Source organism: Marinicella sediminis, from assembly GCF_002000055.1.
In the GTDB taxonomy this organism is placed as follows: Bacteria; Pseudomonadota; Gammaproteobacteria; order Xanthomonadales; family Marinicellaceae; genus Marinicella; species Marinicella sediminis.
The window spans coordinates 157,985-174,396 of the sequence record NZ_MVBD01000002.1 but is presented as its reverse complement, the minus strand read 5'-3'; the positions used below and the strand labels follow the sequence as shown (position 1 = coordinate 174,396).

Here is a 16,412-nt window from a genome sequence, read left to right as displayed (position 1 = left end):
ACCGGTTATTTGCAAAACACTTTGCCACCAATCATCTTAAAAGCCGGGGTGCCACGTATCAGCGTATCCCGGGCAAAGCTTTGTTCACAGCCCGGGCACACGCCAGGTGTGTTGGTGAAGTCCTTGCTGATGCGTTCTTTGAAACATTTGACCAGCGACCCTTTACCGCCTTTGCGGTAGGTGTACAGCTGGGTTTTGCATTGGCTGCAATAAACGTCCACTGTGGCTGTGGGTGCTTTTTTGTTGGGTTTGGCCATGTCCCATAGCGTAGCAGTTTCATGTTGTATCGAGCAACAAACTTAATCAAATGGATTTTGGAACACACAAGTCCAGCGTTAGCGTTTATGATAAGAACACATCTGGTCTTGCAGATAAAGATATCGATTGAATGTCTCTGGTGACAGATGGCCTGATGACTGTTTTCTACATGGATTTAAGCACCAATACAATTAACCAAGACAAATATGAATGATAAGGAAGAAGTGATGAGCGACTGGCAACCAAAGCGATGGCTGGCAGTGTTGCTGACATTTTTGTTTATTCCTTTGGGGATGATGTATATAGGCAAACTTCGTTGGCTGACATTTTATGTGATACTTTTAACTGCCTTGATCTCAACAGCTTTTAGCTTTCCTGGCATTTTCTTTCAACCTGATATCAAGGCATTGTCCTGGGTGTTGCCATTGATGGCGGCTATACATGCCTATTACCTGAGTGGTCAATCCAAAAGTGAACGTCCCTGGTACAGTCATTGGTATGCCATAACAGGGCTGTTTTTACTGTTGTTCATTCCTCACTTTTTGATCAATACTTTTGTGCTGCAATATTTTAGAATGCCATCAGAAAGCATGATGCCAACCATCCATACCGGTGATATTTTTAAGGTCAATAAATGGGGATGTGGAAACCATCAATACTTTGGGTTTGTCATCAAGCAACAGCAACCCACTGATGATTGTCAGGTCCAAGCCGGTGATGTGGTGGTGTTTCAGTACCCGCCCAACCCATCAGATATGTATGTCAAACGAGTGGTCGGTTTGCCCGGTGATCATGTACAGTTCATCGATAACCGGCTGTTCATCAATGGTAAAGTGGTTTGGCTGAAGGTACACCAGGATCAGGGCAGAACAACGGTCTACGAAGAAGTGCTGGGAGACCGGCGATATCAGGTTATGTATATGAACACCGACCATTTCAGGAATTTTAAATTCACCGATGTCAAAGTGCCCAAGGGTCACTATTTTGTGCTGGGTGATAACCGTGACAACTCTTCGGACAGCCGCATTTGGGGGCTGGTACCGGCAAACCATTTAATTGGCCGGGTCGTGGGGCGGTGAAGTAGACATCAGATACAGGGCATGTCATTTAAATGCCGTGTTGATTGGCTTTGGCTAATGATGAACACATTTCAGATAAGCAGATCATCCCCCCAGGTGTCGAATCATCCGTGAGCACTGCCGAGTCATTCAAACCAAGCCACACTGCCATTACAAGTCAGGAAAATCTTCCGTAAAGCTGCGTGTTTATGTGTAGATCACATCCGGATGTGAGACCGGATGTGGTCAATTGATCGTTACTCAACCACGATGTCACGGGTGGTCAGTATACCGCGGGTTTTACCCTGGATGACATAGCGTATGGTGTAGGTACCGGGTTGATCGGGTAGGGTGAGGCTGCCTTGACCGGGATTGTCTTTGGTGTAGAAATAGCTCAACTCACCATAAGTCCTGGTATCCGCTTGTTTGACCAGATCAATGTAATCGCCTGCGCGTCCGGGACCCTGCCAGCTGACATCGATCCGGCTGCCGGCAGTGCCTGAGGCTGGTGCTTCCAGTTGGGTGGTCACTGGCAAGATTTCAATGCTTTGCGTGGCGATGGCTGAGCGTTGACCTTTGCCGTTTTCAATGATCAGCCTGACATCATAGGTACCGGGTACAATGGCGGCTTTCAAGGTGCCGCTTTCCGGATTGTCTTTGAGATAGAAATAACTGAGTTCACCATAAGTTCGGGTATCGCCTGACTTGACCAAATCCACATAGCCGTTCTTGTTATCCGGACCGCTCCAGTAAACGGTGAAATCAGCACCAATTTCTGCAGTCGGCTCAAAAGATAGGTTGGCAGCTGGTTGTTTCACTTCCAGCGACACCCGATGCAAAACCTGACGGCCATCAGCAGCTTCCAGCACATAGCGGATGTCATAATTGCCAGCCGCAGTGGGAGCGGTCATGGTGCCAGGGCTACCCACTTTGGTATAAAAATAGCTCAACTCACCATAAGTGCGGTCATTGCCTTCTTTCACCAGGTCCACATAATCTCCCTGTTCATTGGGACCCCTCCAGTCTACGATAAAGTTTTCACCAGCCATCACCGCCGCTGGTGCGTCCAGTACCACGTCACTGTCAACGACTTCAAAAGTGGTGCGGGTGAGGATGTGTCGTTTGTTATCCGGTCCTTGCCATATATAACGTAGTTCATATTCACCGGGCTCTCCGGGTGCTTTGAGCTGTGCGCTTGAACCGTTTTTGACCCATTGGTAGCTGAGCTCTGCATAGGTCCGCTCATCACCGGGGTTGACCACATCAATGTAGTCCTCATCGCCCGCCGGACCGGTCCAATTGACTTTAAAGGTGGCGCCAATGGCGGGTGTTGCTACCGGTGGATCAATTGTCGCAGTGGGTAGCTCTGGGGCCATTTGTTGAGGTTCATCTTCGATGAGCACCGCATTCAATGCAGCATTCAGGGAGGCAGCATCACTGGCAGGTAAATACCGACCACCGGTGATGTCGGCAACGCATGAAACCTGCTTAGCTTGCTCAGAGGTGAGGTCAAAGCCAATCACATGGGCAGTGAAACCGATACCCAAAGATTCGGCTTCTGCAGCCACCTCACAGGGGTTCATGTCACAGGTTTCCAGACCATCTGTGATCAGCACAACTTCAGCGGTGTTTTCGGTTATTCTCAGTGCATCGGTGGCCATTTGCAGGGCCCGGCTGATGGGTGTTTTCCCTTTGGGTTTGATGCGATTGACCTGATTGACGATCTCATTGGCATTGTCAGAGCCAATGGGTACCACCAATTCGATGTCCTGACAATCACCTTTTTGTCGATGGCCATAAACCATCAGCCCGACTTGATCATCAGCGGTAAATTGTTGACTGATTTCGCTCATGGCTTCACGCGCCATACTTATTTTAGCCTGGCCATTGATTTGTCCCCACATGGAACCTGAGGCATCAAACACGATCATGGTTTGTTTTTCTGCAAAGGCATTTTGGCTGAAGCTGGTGATGGCCAAAGTGGCCCATAATATGTTTTTCATTTTCTCCCCTGAGTTAAAAAAAGGCTATTGTCATGGATGTGAGAACGGCCTTGCAACAGAGATCTGTGAAATTGTTGAGTCAATCACATTTTGCAAACGGCTGTGTTCAGTATGGACTGATTTGAGGCATTGATTGTTATATTGTTGATAAGATTCAAACGTTTTTTTCGTTTTAAGAAGTGAACACACAACAAAAAAGGAAATTAAAATGAAAAATACCAACAAAACCATCATGCTGCTGATGCTCGTGCTGTCAGCGTTTTCAGCTGAAGCCAGGCTGGATCAGTTCCAGGCTAATTATGTGGACCGCTATTACAGTAATGGCTGGCCGCGTGAATACAGCTCATATTTATATGAATTCGAAGCTTATGATTTCATGCGCAGTAATGCAGCCAGTTTTGTGATTGATCATTTTGGTACGGAATACTTTACTTCTGATAACCTGGTCTACTTGATTTCTGAATCAACAGGTAATTTCAAAGGTTCCAATGAATTAACTCACTGGTATTCCCATGAAGTGTATCACAGTGGTTTTTCCAAGCCTCTTGAGCGGGTTAAAGAGGATCCCGCGAGTTGTACCTGGGCTGGATGGAATCAAGGGCAGGTCGATGGCGGTTACCTGTACGGTGGTTCGGTGTATTTCTATGGACCATATGATTTTATGGTTAACTTTGCAGAAAATTATTTTATCAACAAAAATTCACCTGACATTCTTCATGCCTGGAAAAACAATTGTTGGGTTGATGATGAACATTTTGCCATCTTCATCATTCCTGCGGTCAGTGTGGTAAAACTGCACAACGACGGCAAGTAAATATTGCCATCAATATGATCAAGGCCCGGGTTTACCGGGCTTTCATCATTTGGGTCCTGCAATGGCCCAAATTCAGGATTCGAGTTTATCCTGGGTACGTCGTTCAAAATCACTGGCATCATGTCGTTCCCGTAACTGACCGGCCGGATGGCCCCAGCTGCGGTTAACTTTTCGCGCACGGACCACGGCAGGTTTGTCATCGATTGCCTGGGCCCAGCGCAACACGTTTTTGTAGCCGTGGGCTTCGATGAATTCAGCCGCATCATACAGCCGGCCCAGTACAAGGGCACCATACCAGGGATAGATGGCCATGTCGGCGATGCTGTATTCATCACCACAAATGAATTGTTTACCGTCCAGGTGTTGATCCAGCACATCCAATTGACGCTTGACTTCCATGGTGAACCGATCGATGCAATATTCGATTTTCTCAGGAGCATAGCTGTAGAAATGTCCAAAGCCACCGCCGAGATAGGGGGCGCTGCCCATTTGCCAGAACAGCCAGTTCAGGCATTCGGTGCGGGTGGCAGGATCTTTGGGTATAAAAGCATCAAAGCGTTCGGCCAGGTGCAACAAAATGGCGCCTGACTCGAACACACGTAAAGGCTGTCCTCCTGAACGATCAACGAGTGCAGGGATTTTTGAATTGGGGTTGATGTCCACAAAACCACTGCCGAACTGGTCACCTTCAGAAATATCGATCAGCCAGGCATCGTATTCGGCATCGGCATGACCGGCAGCCAGCAGTTCTTCAAACAGGATGGTCACTTTGACACCGTTGGGGGTGGCCAGTGAATAGAGTTGAAAAGGGTGTTTGCCTACGGGCAATGTCTGTTCATGAGTGGCACCGGAAACCGGACGGTTGATGTTGGCAAATTTACCGCCTGACGCTTTGTTCCATTGCCAGACTTTCGGTGGTTGATACTTCGGTTTTGTCATTGTGGTTAGTCCTGAGTGGTCTGTTCTGCAAGTGACCGGATAAATAGAGACTTCATGCAAAAAAATACATGGCTTGTCATTATTCTAGATGAAGGCGCTGAAATATGGGTGAAAAACTGATTGGAAAATGACAGAGATAACCTGATGATCTTCTGCTCTGATGTTCATAGTTTGGTAGATATGGATGAACTAAAAATCTATGAAATCAACATATGAAAATCACCAGGTCATGCTTGGTTACCGTTGGTGATCCGGCGATTCAGATAAACGAACAAAGTGATAAGATTTGATGGCTTCATTGTTCAGTTGATCACTGACCCTGATCCAATAAGTCCCGTTCAGGTCATTCATGCTGACCGGTTCTCCTGACCATGGCTTCCAGGCTTGATCATTCCAGCGGTGTTCAATCGTTGAGATGCCTGATTGTTCATCCATGACGTGGATTTGCCAGGTGGCTTGTGGACCTATAATGATCTGCTGATCCCCGATTATTTTATGGCCCAACAATTGGATCGCAACCAAAGGTGGGCTGTGATCCATCTGGTCAGTGGAGAAACGCAGCATTTGCGGTTCTGACCGATAGCCAACCAGCTTTTCTGCTGATCTGGCTGCAACCCGGAAATAGTGATCAACGGCTGTTCGGGGTTGTTTGTCCTGCCAGCTGTTTTCGGTTTGTCTGGTTTCATCAATGACCACCTGGCATTGGGCATCAGCACACAGCTCAATCACGTAATCATGCGCACCTGACACTGGTTCCCAACTTAAGACAGGGTTGGTATATGTATAACTGCCCGCATTGTCAGGATTCATTACCGGAGCAGGCAATAAGCGTTGAGGCGGTGGAGGCACCTCTCCTTGTTTTACAGCCACCCCCATGCCTTGTTCAACTTGAACTTGATTGCCTGCAGACTCAACGGCACTTTGGCCCTGGTACACAGAGATGACCGAATCACCGTCAGCAGTTAAGCCGGTCCGTAATTCAGTGGCTTTACCCTGACTCAATTGAGGTTTTGACATGGTGCTACCCAACATGATGGTGATGTCTGTGGGTTGCTTTGCCAGGGGTTCCCAGTTTAACTCGGTATCCCCCTTAATCACTTCAATGGTGGCGGAGTCGGTTCCTCGTAATGTGGTGCTGCGGTTTTTTAGGAAAACCTGAGAAAACTCCAGTACTTTCAACGTAGACTCATCGTTAAAAGACAACAGTGCAGTCGATTGCTCATATGTTCTGACACCTTCCTGCTGAACCAATTCATCTCCAGGTTGTGTGATCTTCCAGCCACTGGTTACCGGTTTCTTTTCAACCCTGTTGACAGTGTCTATGATGCGGGCTTTTTCTGCAGGTATGATGCGTTCTTTGATGATTGTCAGCTCTTCACCGATGGTCAACAAATTGGGGTTGTCAATTTGCGGGTTTAATTTCCAGTTTTCTTGCCAGAGGAAATCAGTTCCCAGGTATTGGCGGGTGATGCTGTGCAGGGTTTCGCCACTTTTTACCTGATGTTTGATGGTGATGTCTTTGACTTCTGACTGACCCATGGCTGTGTTAAATGCCAATAGCATCATCCATTTAAATTTTTTCATGATCAATGACTCCTTTTGACTTTGATGTTGAGGGTCTGTTCAGTCGAATTGCCAGCTTCATCACTGGCCTTGACTTTGATTCTGTACCGCCCTTTGCTGGTGAATCTGAAGCTTTTGGGTAGTGGTTTCCAGTGTCTGCTTTTGCCCTGATAAGTTTGCCTTGTAACCTGCAGTGCTTCATCACGAACATACACCTGCATCAATTCATTCACACTCAGGTGAATGGTGCGCTCTGCTGTGCTTTCTCCGGCGGCTGTTTTAATGACAATTTGTGGAGGGGTGTTGTCTGTTTGCCAGTTGATGGTTTGTTGACTGGAATTGCCCAGTGCATCAGTGGCGGTGAGGATGTCATTGGGTTGCACACTGAGGTGACCATTTTCAGGCAGGTCGATGGATTGTGCATTCAGTGACCACTGCAATGCCTGTTGATCAGTACCTGATACTTTGATGTCAGCTATTGATTTCCCCACCCATTGCTGTTTGATTTTAACCATAGGAGGCAAGGGCTGCCAGTGGATAATCGGTGCGTGGAAATCACTGGTTACTGATTGATTCCATTGTGTGATGTTGTTGAAGGCATCAGTTGCGGTCAGGTTAATGTGCGAGATGGGTTTGGTAAAGTTCAATACGCCGTCAGATTGAGGGACTGATTGCCCATCCAGTTGTACCGTACTTAGCACTCCATCTGATGTCTGTATGTTTAAAGCCGAATTCGGCCCAATCACAATGGCTGTTGAATCAGCGACCACAGAATCCCAGGTGGTAATGATGTCAGGCCCCACATCATCAACCAACAGTTGCATGTTTTCCGGGGGGGGATCAGAAGCTTCCAGGTTGACCCATTCAGTGCTTAACTGGCCATCTGGAGACAGTCGCAGCAAAGCATACCGACCGGTTGATTTAACCCGTGGGTATTGCTTAAACGGTTGAAATACCTGACCATCCAGTGACCATTGGTCACCGGTTTTGTGTGACACGCTTTGCGGCCAGTCCCGGGCCTGTGACACCTGGCTAAAGACCACCAGACTAATGATGGGAAATAAGGGTTTTATCGCTTTCATGATCGCTCTCAGTTTTTAAGACTATGACACCCGCAGATTTGGCATCCCAATGAATGTCACCAGGCATATGCTTGACCAACTGTTGTGCAGCATCGGCTGCACTGACTGGTCTCTTTTCAGGGTCTTTGTTAAGCAGTTGTTGAATGACCTTGAATAATTCAGGTGAACCGCTGTGAATCAATTGCTTATGGAATTGAATGTTTTTGTTGATGATGTTTTGTCTTGTTTGAGACAGTTTCTTTCCTTTGAATGGGTTAACCCCCAACAAACATTCAGCAATGACTACCCCCACAGCGAACAGGTCACTGCGTTCACTGACTTGTCCGGTACGGAGGGTTTCCGGTGCCATGTAAGCGGCTGTTCCGGTGATGGAGTCATGGGTCAGGCTACTGAGCAGGGCAGTTGTGCCAAAATCTGTGAGTTTGATGTCACCATTGACGTCCAACAGGATGTTGGCTGGTTTTACATCACGGTGCACAAACCCCATTTTATGCGCAGAATGCAGCCCCCTCAATGTGGCCACTGCAATGGCCAGTGTTAATGACAGATTAAGGTGTTTTTTTCTGGACAACAAACTGAATAATGATTCACCTTTGATGTATTCCATGGCTATAAATGCGGTTGTATCAGTCGAGACCACATCGTAAATGGATACCACGTTGCGATGTGAGATTTTGGCTGCAGTGATGGCTTCCTGAACCAAGGTTTCACTCATGATTTTGCGACTGTCAAATGCACTGTTTTCTCCAATGGGCAGGGTTTTTAGTGCCACTTGTCGTTTCAGTCTGGGGTCCCAGCCCAGAAATACTGATCCCATGCCGCCTTTGCCAATGGGGCTGATTACCTGATAACGATCAACAAAAACCTCACCCAGGGTGTTTCGGTCAATAATGTGACGGGTCAATGCTTCAAAGCTGTGTTCGATCGCTGCCACTTCGCCATCGCGCCATATGGCTGAGTCAGTATCGCTGCCTAAAAGTGAAGTTTGGGCTTTAACGATCTGACGCAATGGTTTTACCCAGGAGAGGTAGGCCAATGTGATCAATCCTGAGGTCACCAGCAACACAACTCCAAAAACCAGCCAAGCGGTTTGCCGCATTTTGGTGGCTGAATGTTCGGCCAGTTGAACAGGTTGTTCTGAAACGATGAACCAGGGCAGGTCCTCTAGTTTGGCAAAAGCTGCAATCATGCGTTCATCATTTTGGAATGCCCTGTTTGCCCCACCCATCACAGTGGCTGTGGCAAATAAATTGAGCCATTCTTCGGGCAGGTTGACTGGTTGCTCACCGGCAAATTCCAGGATGTCACCTTGCTGGTTAACTAAGCTGATGTTAGCAGCCTGGCCAAGAATGGTGGGGTCGAGCATTTGCCTGAAATCAATATTTATCAGCATCACCAAATCAACCTGGGGTCTTGCCGTCGGGACAGCTATGTGGAGGTATTTGTTGCCGTTTGTGTGTTCAATCACAGGCAGATATCCTGTGTTGTGATGCAGTAGTTGCGTGCTTGCCGGGCTGGCCGCATCTTTGCGTGCCACTTGTATCAATGTGCGTTCACTTTGTTTGTTGAGCATCACCGCCATGACTTCAACATCCGGTTGAGAAGAAAGGCTGTTTTTGATGGCTTCTGCGGCCTCTGTTGAGTCAGGCCTGAGATAAACATTGGGCTGGTTACCCAGCGCTTCAGCCAAGGCATGGTATTGCTGAATGGTGGTTTCGATTCGATCAGCGGTTGCCCGGGATATGATCAGGTGATTCTTTTGAGCCTGATCAACGATGGCCTGTTTGGATTGATTGATTTGATACCAGGAAAGCACAAATGGTGTGATACCCAGCACCACCAAAGTCAAAACGACCCAGAACATGATTGACTTATTATTCAATTTCCCGCCTTAAAAATTCACAATCGTACATGTTAGCTGCAAACAGACTTTTTGCAGGTGAACAACTGTAAACTGTGATGACACCAGTCAGAATGACAGAATCCATTCATTATTCGGTGAAGCGCTGATGATCAGCTCGACCCGCCGACTCAGTTAGACAGCGCAAGCAGGTGTTCGATTTGATGCAGTCAGGAAACCAAGCCTTACCGATTTATCAATGGATACAGAAGTCTGAGACGTGACTGGATCAGAGGCCGTAGCCCCAAGATCATTCCTTCATGTCATCATGTATTATTTGCAGTACTTCTCGGGTGCCTCTTCAGCATTCTATATCGAGAAACTCTGCGCTCACTATCTGTGCATTCTGGTTGGGCTCGCCCAAATCAAGCTCTGCTTTTATTTGCTGCCGACCACAGCCCTGAGGACGAATCGGTAAACTGATCTGGTAAACATCGTTGGATTTGATATGGGCAATCATTTCATGGTCCAATAAAGAAGACTGTGATGTTGAACTTGTGACTTGGTAAACCATCAGTTGCATGGCATCATTACTGTGTTGTCCGGCTTTCAAGTTCACTGTCAGGTTTACTTCCTGACCCGCTTTGATGTGTGTCTCACTGAGGGTGAGCTGTTCTATGATCACTGGTTGCTGGACAACGCTGTGGCGATGAATATCAACGGTATCCTGAGTTCGCTTCAGCATGGGCGTTTCATGGTTGTGGATGAAAAACACCTGATGGAAGTAACCCAGGTTGTTGCTGAATGACGTATAGTCATTGTCATTAACCTGCGAAAATTCCATTGCGCCCTGTTTGCTGACTTCAAAAACGGCTTTCATACTCGGATTGGTTTTACCCAGCAGAGCTGTCAAAGCCTCTGAAGACAGCGCTTGGTTCAGTCCATGACCGGGTAATTCTGATTTGATGATTTGTTGTTGACTGTCTTCTGCCCAAACCATGGCCCAGAAGACAAAATATTTATCACCACAACCTGACGAGCCACATTGTGAGGTGTCAAAGCGGGTATGAGCCAGACGCCAGTTGGGCTCGGCGCCTGTGGCAAACCCGGGCAGACTTTGAAAGACATCCTGGCCGATCAGGAAACTGTTGACCCCGGCCATGGGTTGGTTGATTGTTGGGTCCCATTGCTGGCCATAAAAACGGACTTTTAACCGATCACCTTTGGCCATGTCTTTGAGGCTGTGGTTGTAAACCCGGACACTTAAGGTCAGTTGATCTCCTGTATGTGCGGCGGTTCTTTGCGGGCCCTGGCCATTGGACTGTATGTAAAAGCCACGCAACCAATAGAAACTGCTGTTCCAGAGGTTATTTGCATCAGGTTGATCCATGATGGCACATTCACCGCCCAGGCAGGCAGTCTCCTTATCCATCAATCCCTGACTGTTGCTGTTACTGATTTCCCATCTGGCAGGAAATCCGAAGCCCACATCAATGTGTTGTTTGTAAGGACTTGTGGACCACCAGCTGCCACTGCCCGGATCGGTCGGGTCAGCTGCAAAGGCAGTTTGTAATGGCCCTCTGGTCAATATGTCGGCATCTGGTTTGGTGTTCTCAGAACGTTGAAGTTGATCTTCACTGCCAAATATAAATGGTTCCAACAGGTACTGGTAGTAACTGGGATTGGGAAAACTACCGGGTTTTTTGATGGCCACGCCGGTTGAGGTGCCTATTTTACTGGTGTCGGTGTTGAGTGTTTCCAAACCGTTGCTGTAGGACATGTCAAAATTGACTTCTCCTTTGACCCCGCCAGCTTTTTTATAAGTTTCTTCTGGTGTGCCTACGGCCACTGAAACCCCACCCCCCAAAGCCCATGAGCTGTTGAAACCCACACTCTTCTGACTGCCTGAACTGCCTTTCCAGTTGACCTTGCGTGTGGTGGTTGAGTCATCAGTGAAAAAAGCCCCGGTAGCGGTTTGACCCAATGACTGCAGGTCCGGGTTTTGCAATAACAGCTGTTGTTCATTCCAGGGGTAGGTGAATAACTGTCCTGGCACATGTACAGGTTGGTACCATTCCAGATTGCGCCCGGTGGCACTGATGTTGGAACGGATGTTGTCAGGGCCTGAGAACACCACTGTCATGGGTTGCTTCTCATCGTCAGAACAGGTTTTTTTGTTCTGTGGACACTGGTATTTTCCCAGTACAGGATAAATAAACACATTCATCCGCCGGCTGGAATACCAAACTTGGTCACCATAACCCGTGGTGGTGGACGCATCAAAGGATTTACTTTGGAAGGTATCAAAGGATTCGCTCACCGTATTCTTCTCAGCCACATCCAAAGATTGTCTCAATTCACCTGAGACTTCCACTGGTCCAATGGTGGCCTTGCCTTTTAAACTGGCTGATTCTTTCAAGGCCCAACCTGAACTTGTGGTGGACTTGTTGCTGGACTGATTTTCCTGCGATGCCTGTACTGCATAGGTGGAATGGAAATCTTTTTTGATTGCGCTGAAGTTAAAGACTTTGGGTTGGTCAGCGCGTGATGGGGTGATGTAATCAACATGCTGAGGTGGGCTGCCAAGAATGACATGGGGCTGAATATGACTCTCCACCTGAAAGGTGTCCGGCTCACCCAGCAGCAATGAACGCCCTCGTAGATCGCCTACCTGCAAGGGTGCCACCATCTGAAAATTATGTGGGGTGTTAAACTGTTGATTGGCCACCACATGTTCTGATTTCAGAGCCGGAACCGGATCGGCGTTATCACCCACGGTATAAATATGCAGCATGGTTTTGTATTTGGAATCCATAGAAACCGTATCTACGGTGTTGTACAGCACGGCAATCTGATGGTTGAAATCCCTCGAGTTCCCTGACTGTGGAGGATTAAATCGACCGATTGTGATGCCTGTGGCAAATGGAAATGCCCGGGTGCGACCTGTGCTGTTAAAGGCTTTTTGACTGACCTCATAACTGTACCATTTGGCCGTTAAATCTGCTTCAAAATGAACCACTGCCAGGGTGGTTTTATCCAGAACAGTGTCACTGGATGTCACCAGCGCCAATTGATCAGTGGCACTGAATTGGTTAATTGGCCCACTGGTGAGCAAAAACTTCGAAACATTCATGCCCTTAATGATGGTTTTTTTGGCTTTACCTAATGGTTTGAGGTCGTTGCCCAATCGATAAGCGTGTATCTCAAGCTGTTGTTGATTGACCCGGGCAAAAACCAGCTCATCGGTTTGAGCCCCTTCAGTGGAAGTGAATCTGCCATCAAGATTACCACTGGCCAACCAGAATTTATTCACTGAGTTGCCACAACCGGAACATAAGCTGTTGGGCCACTCCAATTGAGCATCGGTTGTGATGGAATGGGCGGCAAATTCAGTGGACACCTTGGGAATGGTCTGAAAAGGCCGCTGACAAGTAACACCATTGATTTTCATGCCTTGCCGTGGGCACACAGAGATCACATAAATTGATAAACCGGCCTGATCTTTGGCCTGACTTGCCAGCCAGGCTATGTCAACCGCCCCGTCACCATTAAAATCACCGGCCACAGGAGGCGTGGTGGTGGCTACCATTGAATCTGGGATGCCCTGGAATTGGGTTCTTTTCAGCCCTTGAGTGGGGTCACTGGTGTCCACAGCGGTGTGAATCGCGTAACCATAGCCATGGTTCTGGAATACGTCAGCATAGCCATCCAGGTCAAAATCAGCCAACAGCATCTGGGTCCACATGGGACTTGAGTTATCGACTTCAGTCCTGGTGTTGTTGTCAGCATTCTGGTGATCGTTGACATACAAAGCCAATGGACCTTCACAACCAAACTGACCGTTTTGACTGGCTGGTGCCAGGGTCACCGAAACATCCCGGTCAAGTTCAAATACCCGTCCAACCCGGGTGTGCATGACATTGTTGATCGGCACGGAGAGAGACAGGCTTCCAGGTCTGGCCAGCGCACATTTGGGTGTTATGATGGTTTGGCTGGATTGTTTGGATATGTGTAACAGATTGGTCTCTAAAGTGACCTGGTTGAACACACTGCCAGATGACTGGGTACCTTTATCCAGGGCAATCACCAGGTCATCATTGCGCAGCAAATGTCGCTGGCCCAACAGTATGTCTTCAACATCAGTGAAATCAGGTGGGGTTTCATTGGCGTACAGTGGGTTAAAAATATTTTGGGCGAGCAGTGCAATGCCCATCAAAATCCTGACAGAATGATTCATGAAATTCCCCTCGGTTGTGTTTGTATTGTTTTATATAATGATAGTATGTATGGCTGATCATGTATATAACAATTTGTCCAATGCATACAAAGGTATTATTAAAATAGGTACAGTCAGATCAGGTTGTCTGGCAATCTATCTGTAAATAAGGGGTATGGTTGATGACAAATATCTCAGTGCTCAAATGCCGCCAGCGATCAGGCTGACTTGTCATCGCTATTTGTCATAAAATATCAACACTCAGCTGTCAAAAACACCGATAATCAGCAACACAACTCAATTTACTACTTCACACCGCACCTTATGGAAATCAAAGTTAATTTTCTCGACAACCTCAGATTAGAGGCCTTGTTTGACGATTTCAAAGTCATCACTGATCAGCCGATACGCTACAAAGGAGATGGGTCAGCGCCCAGTCCTTTTGATTATTTTTTGGCATCATCGGCCTTGTGTGCAGCGTATTTTGTAAGGGTGTATTGCAATGCCCGCGATATCCCCACGGACAACATCCGCTTGTCGCAAAATAACATCGTTGATCCGGAAAATCGCTACAACCAGATTTTTCAGATTCAGGTGGAACTGCCAGATGACATGGCAGAAAAAGACCGCGCGGGTATTTTGCGTTCAATCGATCGCTGCACCGTGAAAAAGGTGGTGCAAACCGGTCCTGAATTCAAGGTTGAGGTCGTAGAAAACATTGACGAGGACGCCCAGGCGCTGCTGATGGCAGACATCGATGCCACTGAACGCACATTTATTCAGGGAAAAGACTTGCCTTTGGAACAAACCATCAGAAACATGACCGGCATCCTGCAACAGTTGGGTATGAAAATTGAGGTTACTTCCTGGCGCAATCTGGTACCCAATGTGTGGTCATTGAATATCCGTGATGCCGCCTCACCGTTGTGTTTTACCAATGGCAAAGGGCCTTCCCGTGAAAGTGCATTGTGTTCTGCACTGGGTGAATTCATTGAACGGTTGAATTGTAATTTTTTTTATAACGATCAGTATTTTGGGGAGCACATTGCCAACAGTGAATTTGTTCATTATCCAAATGAGCGATGGTTCAAACCTGGACCGGATGATGCCATACCAGTGGAGATCCTTGATGCCCACTGTCTGGCCATCTACAATCCGGATGGTGAATTACGTGGTTCTCATCTGATTGATACCAATTCAGGCAATCGCGAACGGGGTATATGTTGCATTCCATATGTACGGCAATCTGACGGTGCAACGGTTTATTTTCCTTCCAATCTGATCGAAAACCTGTTCCTCAGTAACGGCATGAGTTCTGGTAATAATGTGGCGGAAGCAGAAGTGCAGTGTCTGTCTGAAATTTTTGAGCGGGCGGTTAAAAAACAAATCATAGAACAGGAGCTGGTATTACCTGATGTACCACAGGACGTGCTGAATCAATATCCGGGCATTGTAGCGGGTATTGAAGCGCTTCAGGCCCAGGGTTTTCCGGTGCTGGTCAAGGACGCTTCACTGGGTGGTCGGTTTCCAGTGATGTGCGTGACCCTGATGAACCCCAAAACCGGCGGCGTGTTTGCTTCTTTTGGCGCCCACCCCAGTCTGGAAGTGGCCCTGGAGCGCAGTTTAACTGAACTTTTACAGGGGCGTAGCTTTGAGGGACTGAACGATGTGCCACAGCCGACCTTTAATTCATTGGCGGTATCTGAGCCAGAAAACTTTGTGGAGCATTTCATTGATTCAACCGGGGTGATTTCCTGGCGCTTTTTCAGTGCCAAAGCTGACTTTGAATTTTGTGAATGGGACTACTCAGGAACCAATGAAGCCGAAGCAACGATGTTATTTGGCATCCTGCGAAAATTGGGTAAAGAAGTCTATGTGGCTCATTTTGATGTTCTGGGAACCTCTGCCTGCCGGATTCTGGTGCCTGATTATTCCGAAGTTTATTTGGTTGAAGACCTGATCTGGGATAACACCAATAAAGCCCTGGATTACCGCGAAGACATCCTACACATTCATGATTTGGACGATCAGGCATTGACCGCTTTACTGGAACGGCTGGAGGACAGTCAACTGGATAACTATACCGACATAAGAACGCTGATCGGTGTCGAGTTTGATGAAAATACAGTGTGGGGACAATTGACCATACTGGAGCTGAAAATCATGCTTTGTCTGGCATTGGGTAACCCCGAAGAAGCCCTGGACCTGGTGCAGGCATTCTTACAATACAATGACAACACCGTGGAACGCAACCTGTTCTATCAGGCCGTGCAGGCCGTGCTGGAAGTTAAACTGGACGATGCCCTGGAGTTGGCTGATTTCAAGGTGAATTTTGGCCGGATGTTTGGTAAGCAAACCACAGATGAGGTGATTCGGTATGTGCACGGTGAGTTGCGCTTTCATGGCTTGTTCAAAACCAACATGCAACTGGAGGGTATTGATAAACACCTGAGGCTGATCGAAAGTTATCAGAAACTGCGTCAGGCCAGGGCCGAAGCCCACAACCCTTAAGCCGGGTAATCGGTTAATCAGCTCTTGAATTGATCCGCTGGTATTGTTGAGAAATAACTTTACAGTGGCCAGGCAGGTAGCTGATTTGTTAAGATAATTAATCAACAGCAATCAGGCGGAGGTTTTAT

The 16,412-nt window shown here is 47.5% G+C and carries 10 protein-coding genes; 3 read left to right on the top strand and 7 right to left on the bottom strand.

The features are described from left to right. Positions 1-5: 5 nt before the first annotated feature. Positions 6-257: a hypothetical protein gene (locus tag B0475_RS03280; RefSeq protein ID WP_077410008.1), complete on the bottom strand. Its 252-nt coding sequence runs from the start codon at positions 255-257 to the stop codon at positions 6-8. Positions 258-464: 207 nt separating this feature from the next. Between B0475_RS03280 and lepB the strand changes: the two genes are divergently transcribed. Next, positions 465-1,337 (top strand): signal peptidase I, encoded by an 873-nt coding sequence (gene lepB, locus B0475_RS03275; protein ID WP_077410007.1) that lies wholly within the window; start codon positions 465-467, stop codon positions 1,335-1,337. Positions 1,338-1,573: 236 nt separating this feature from the next. On the opposite strand, the gene B0475_RS03270 is transcribed toward lepB, so the two are convergent. After that, a complete protein-coding gene (locus B0475_RS03270; protein WP_077410006.1) occupies positions 1,574-3,319 on the bottom strand; it encodes a vWA domain-containing protein in 1,746 nt (581 codons plus the stop codon). Between the two features lie 208 nt (positions 3,320-3,527). Between B0475_RS03270 and B0475_RS03265 the strand changes: the two genes are divergently transcribed. Next, positions 3,528-4,133: a hypothetical protein gene (locus B0475_RS03265; protein ID WP_077410005.1), complete on the top strand. Its 606-nt coding sequence runs from the start codon at positions 3,528-3,530 to the stop codon at positions 4,131-4,133. 72 nt (positions 4,134-4,205) lie between these two features. Here B0475_RS03265 and yghU read toward each other — a convergent pair whose 3' ends face one another. The 5 genes from yghU to B0475_RS03240 all read right to left on the bottom strand — a co-directional run bounded on the left by yghU (position 4,206) and on the right by B0475_RS03240 (position 13,794). Beyond that, complete coding sequence (yghU, locus tag B0475_RS03260) at positions 4,206-5,072, bottom strand: glutathione-dependent disulfide-bond oxidoreductase (protein WP_077410004.1); 867 nt, start codon at positions 5,070-5,072, stop codon at positions 4,206-4,208. 237 nt (positions 5,073-5,309) lie between these two features. Further along, positions 5,310-6,656, bottom strand: coding sequence for a LysM peptidoglycan-binding domain-containing protein (locus tag B0475_RS03255; protein WP_077410003.1), 1,347 nt, complete (start codon positions 6,654-6,656; stop codon positions 5,310-5,312). Positions 6,657-6,658: 2 nt separating this feature from the next. Further along, positions 6,659-7,717 (bottom strand): hypothetical protein, encoded by a 1,059-nt coding sequence (locus B0475_RS03250; RefSeq protein WP_157892668.1) that lies wholly within the window; start codon positions 7,715-7,717, stop codon positions 6,659-6,661. After that, positions 7,683-9,599: a serine/threonine protein kinase gene (locus B0475_RS03245; protein WP_157892667.1), complete on the bottom strand. Its 1,917-nt coding sequence runs from the start codon at positions 9,597-9,599 to the stop codon at positions 7,683-7,685. Before B0475_RS03245 ends, B0475_RS03250 begins: the two co-directional genes overlap by 35 nt. Positions 9,600-9,918: 319 nt before the next feature. After that, on the bottom strand, positions 9,919-13,794 hold the full coding sequence (locus B0475_RS03240; RefSeq protein ID WP_077410000.1) for an FG-GAP repeat protein: 3,876 nt from the start codon (positions 13,792-13,794) through the stop codon (positions 9,919-9,921). 303 nt (positions 13,795-14,097) lie between these two features. Here B0475_RS03240 and B0475_RS03235 point away from each other — a divergent pair, with 303 nt between their 5' ends. Then, the gene (locus B0475_RS03235; protein WP_077409999.1) at positions 14,098-16,284 is read left to right on the top strand and encodes an OsmC domain/YcaO domain-containing protein; all 2,187 of its coding nucleotides are present in this window, start codon (positions 14,098-14,100) and stop codon (positions 16,282-16,284) included. Positions 16,285-16,412 lie beyond the last annotated feature (128 nt).

Coding starts and splice junctions, on each gene's coding strand:
- B0475_RS03280 (WP_077410008.1), bottom strand. CDS start 257: ATGGCCAAACCCAACAAAAAAGCACCCACAGCCACAGTGGACGTTTAT.
- lepB (WP_077410007.1), top strand. CDS start 465: ATGAATGATAAGGAAGAAGTGATGAGCGACTGGCAACCAAAGCGATGG.
- B0475_RS03270 (WP_077410006.1), bottom strand. CDS start 3,319: ATGAAAAACATATTATGGGCCACTTTGGCCATCACCAGCTTCAGCCAA.
- B0475_RS03265 (WP_077410005.1), top strand. CDS start 3,528: ATGAAAAATACCAACAAAACCATCATGCTGCTGATGCTCGTGCTGTCA.
- yghU (WP_077410004.1), bottom strand. CDS start 5,072: ATGACAAAACCGAAGTATCAACCACCGAAAGTCTGGCAATGGAACAAA.
- B0475_RS03255 (WP_077410003.1), bottom strand. CDS start 6,656: ATGAAAAAATTTAAATGGATGATGCTATTGGCATTTAACACAGCCATG.
- B0475_RS03250 (WP_157892668.1), bottom strand. CDS start 7,717: ATGAAAGCGATAAAACCCTTATTTCCCATCATTAGTCTGGTGGTCTTT.
- B0475_RS03240 (WP_077410000.1), bottom strand. CDS start 13,794: ATGAATCATTCTGTCAGGATTTTGATGGGCATTGCACTGCTCGCCCAA.
- B0475_RS03235 (WP_077409999.1), top strand. CDS start 14,098: ATGGAAATCAAAGTTAATTTTCTCGACAACCTCAGATTAGAGGCCTTG.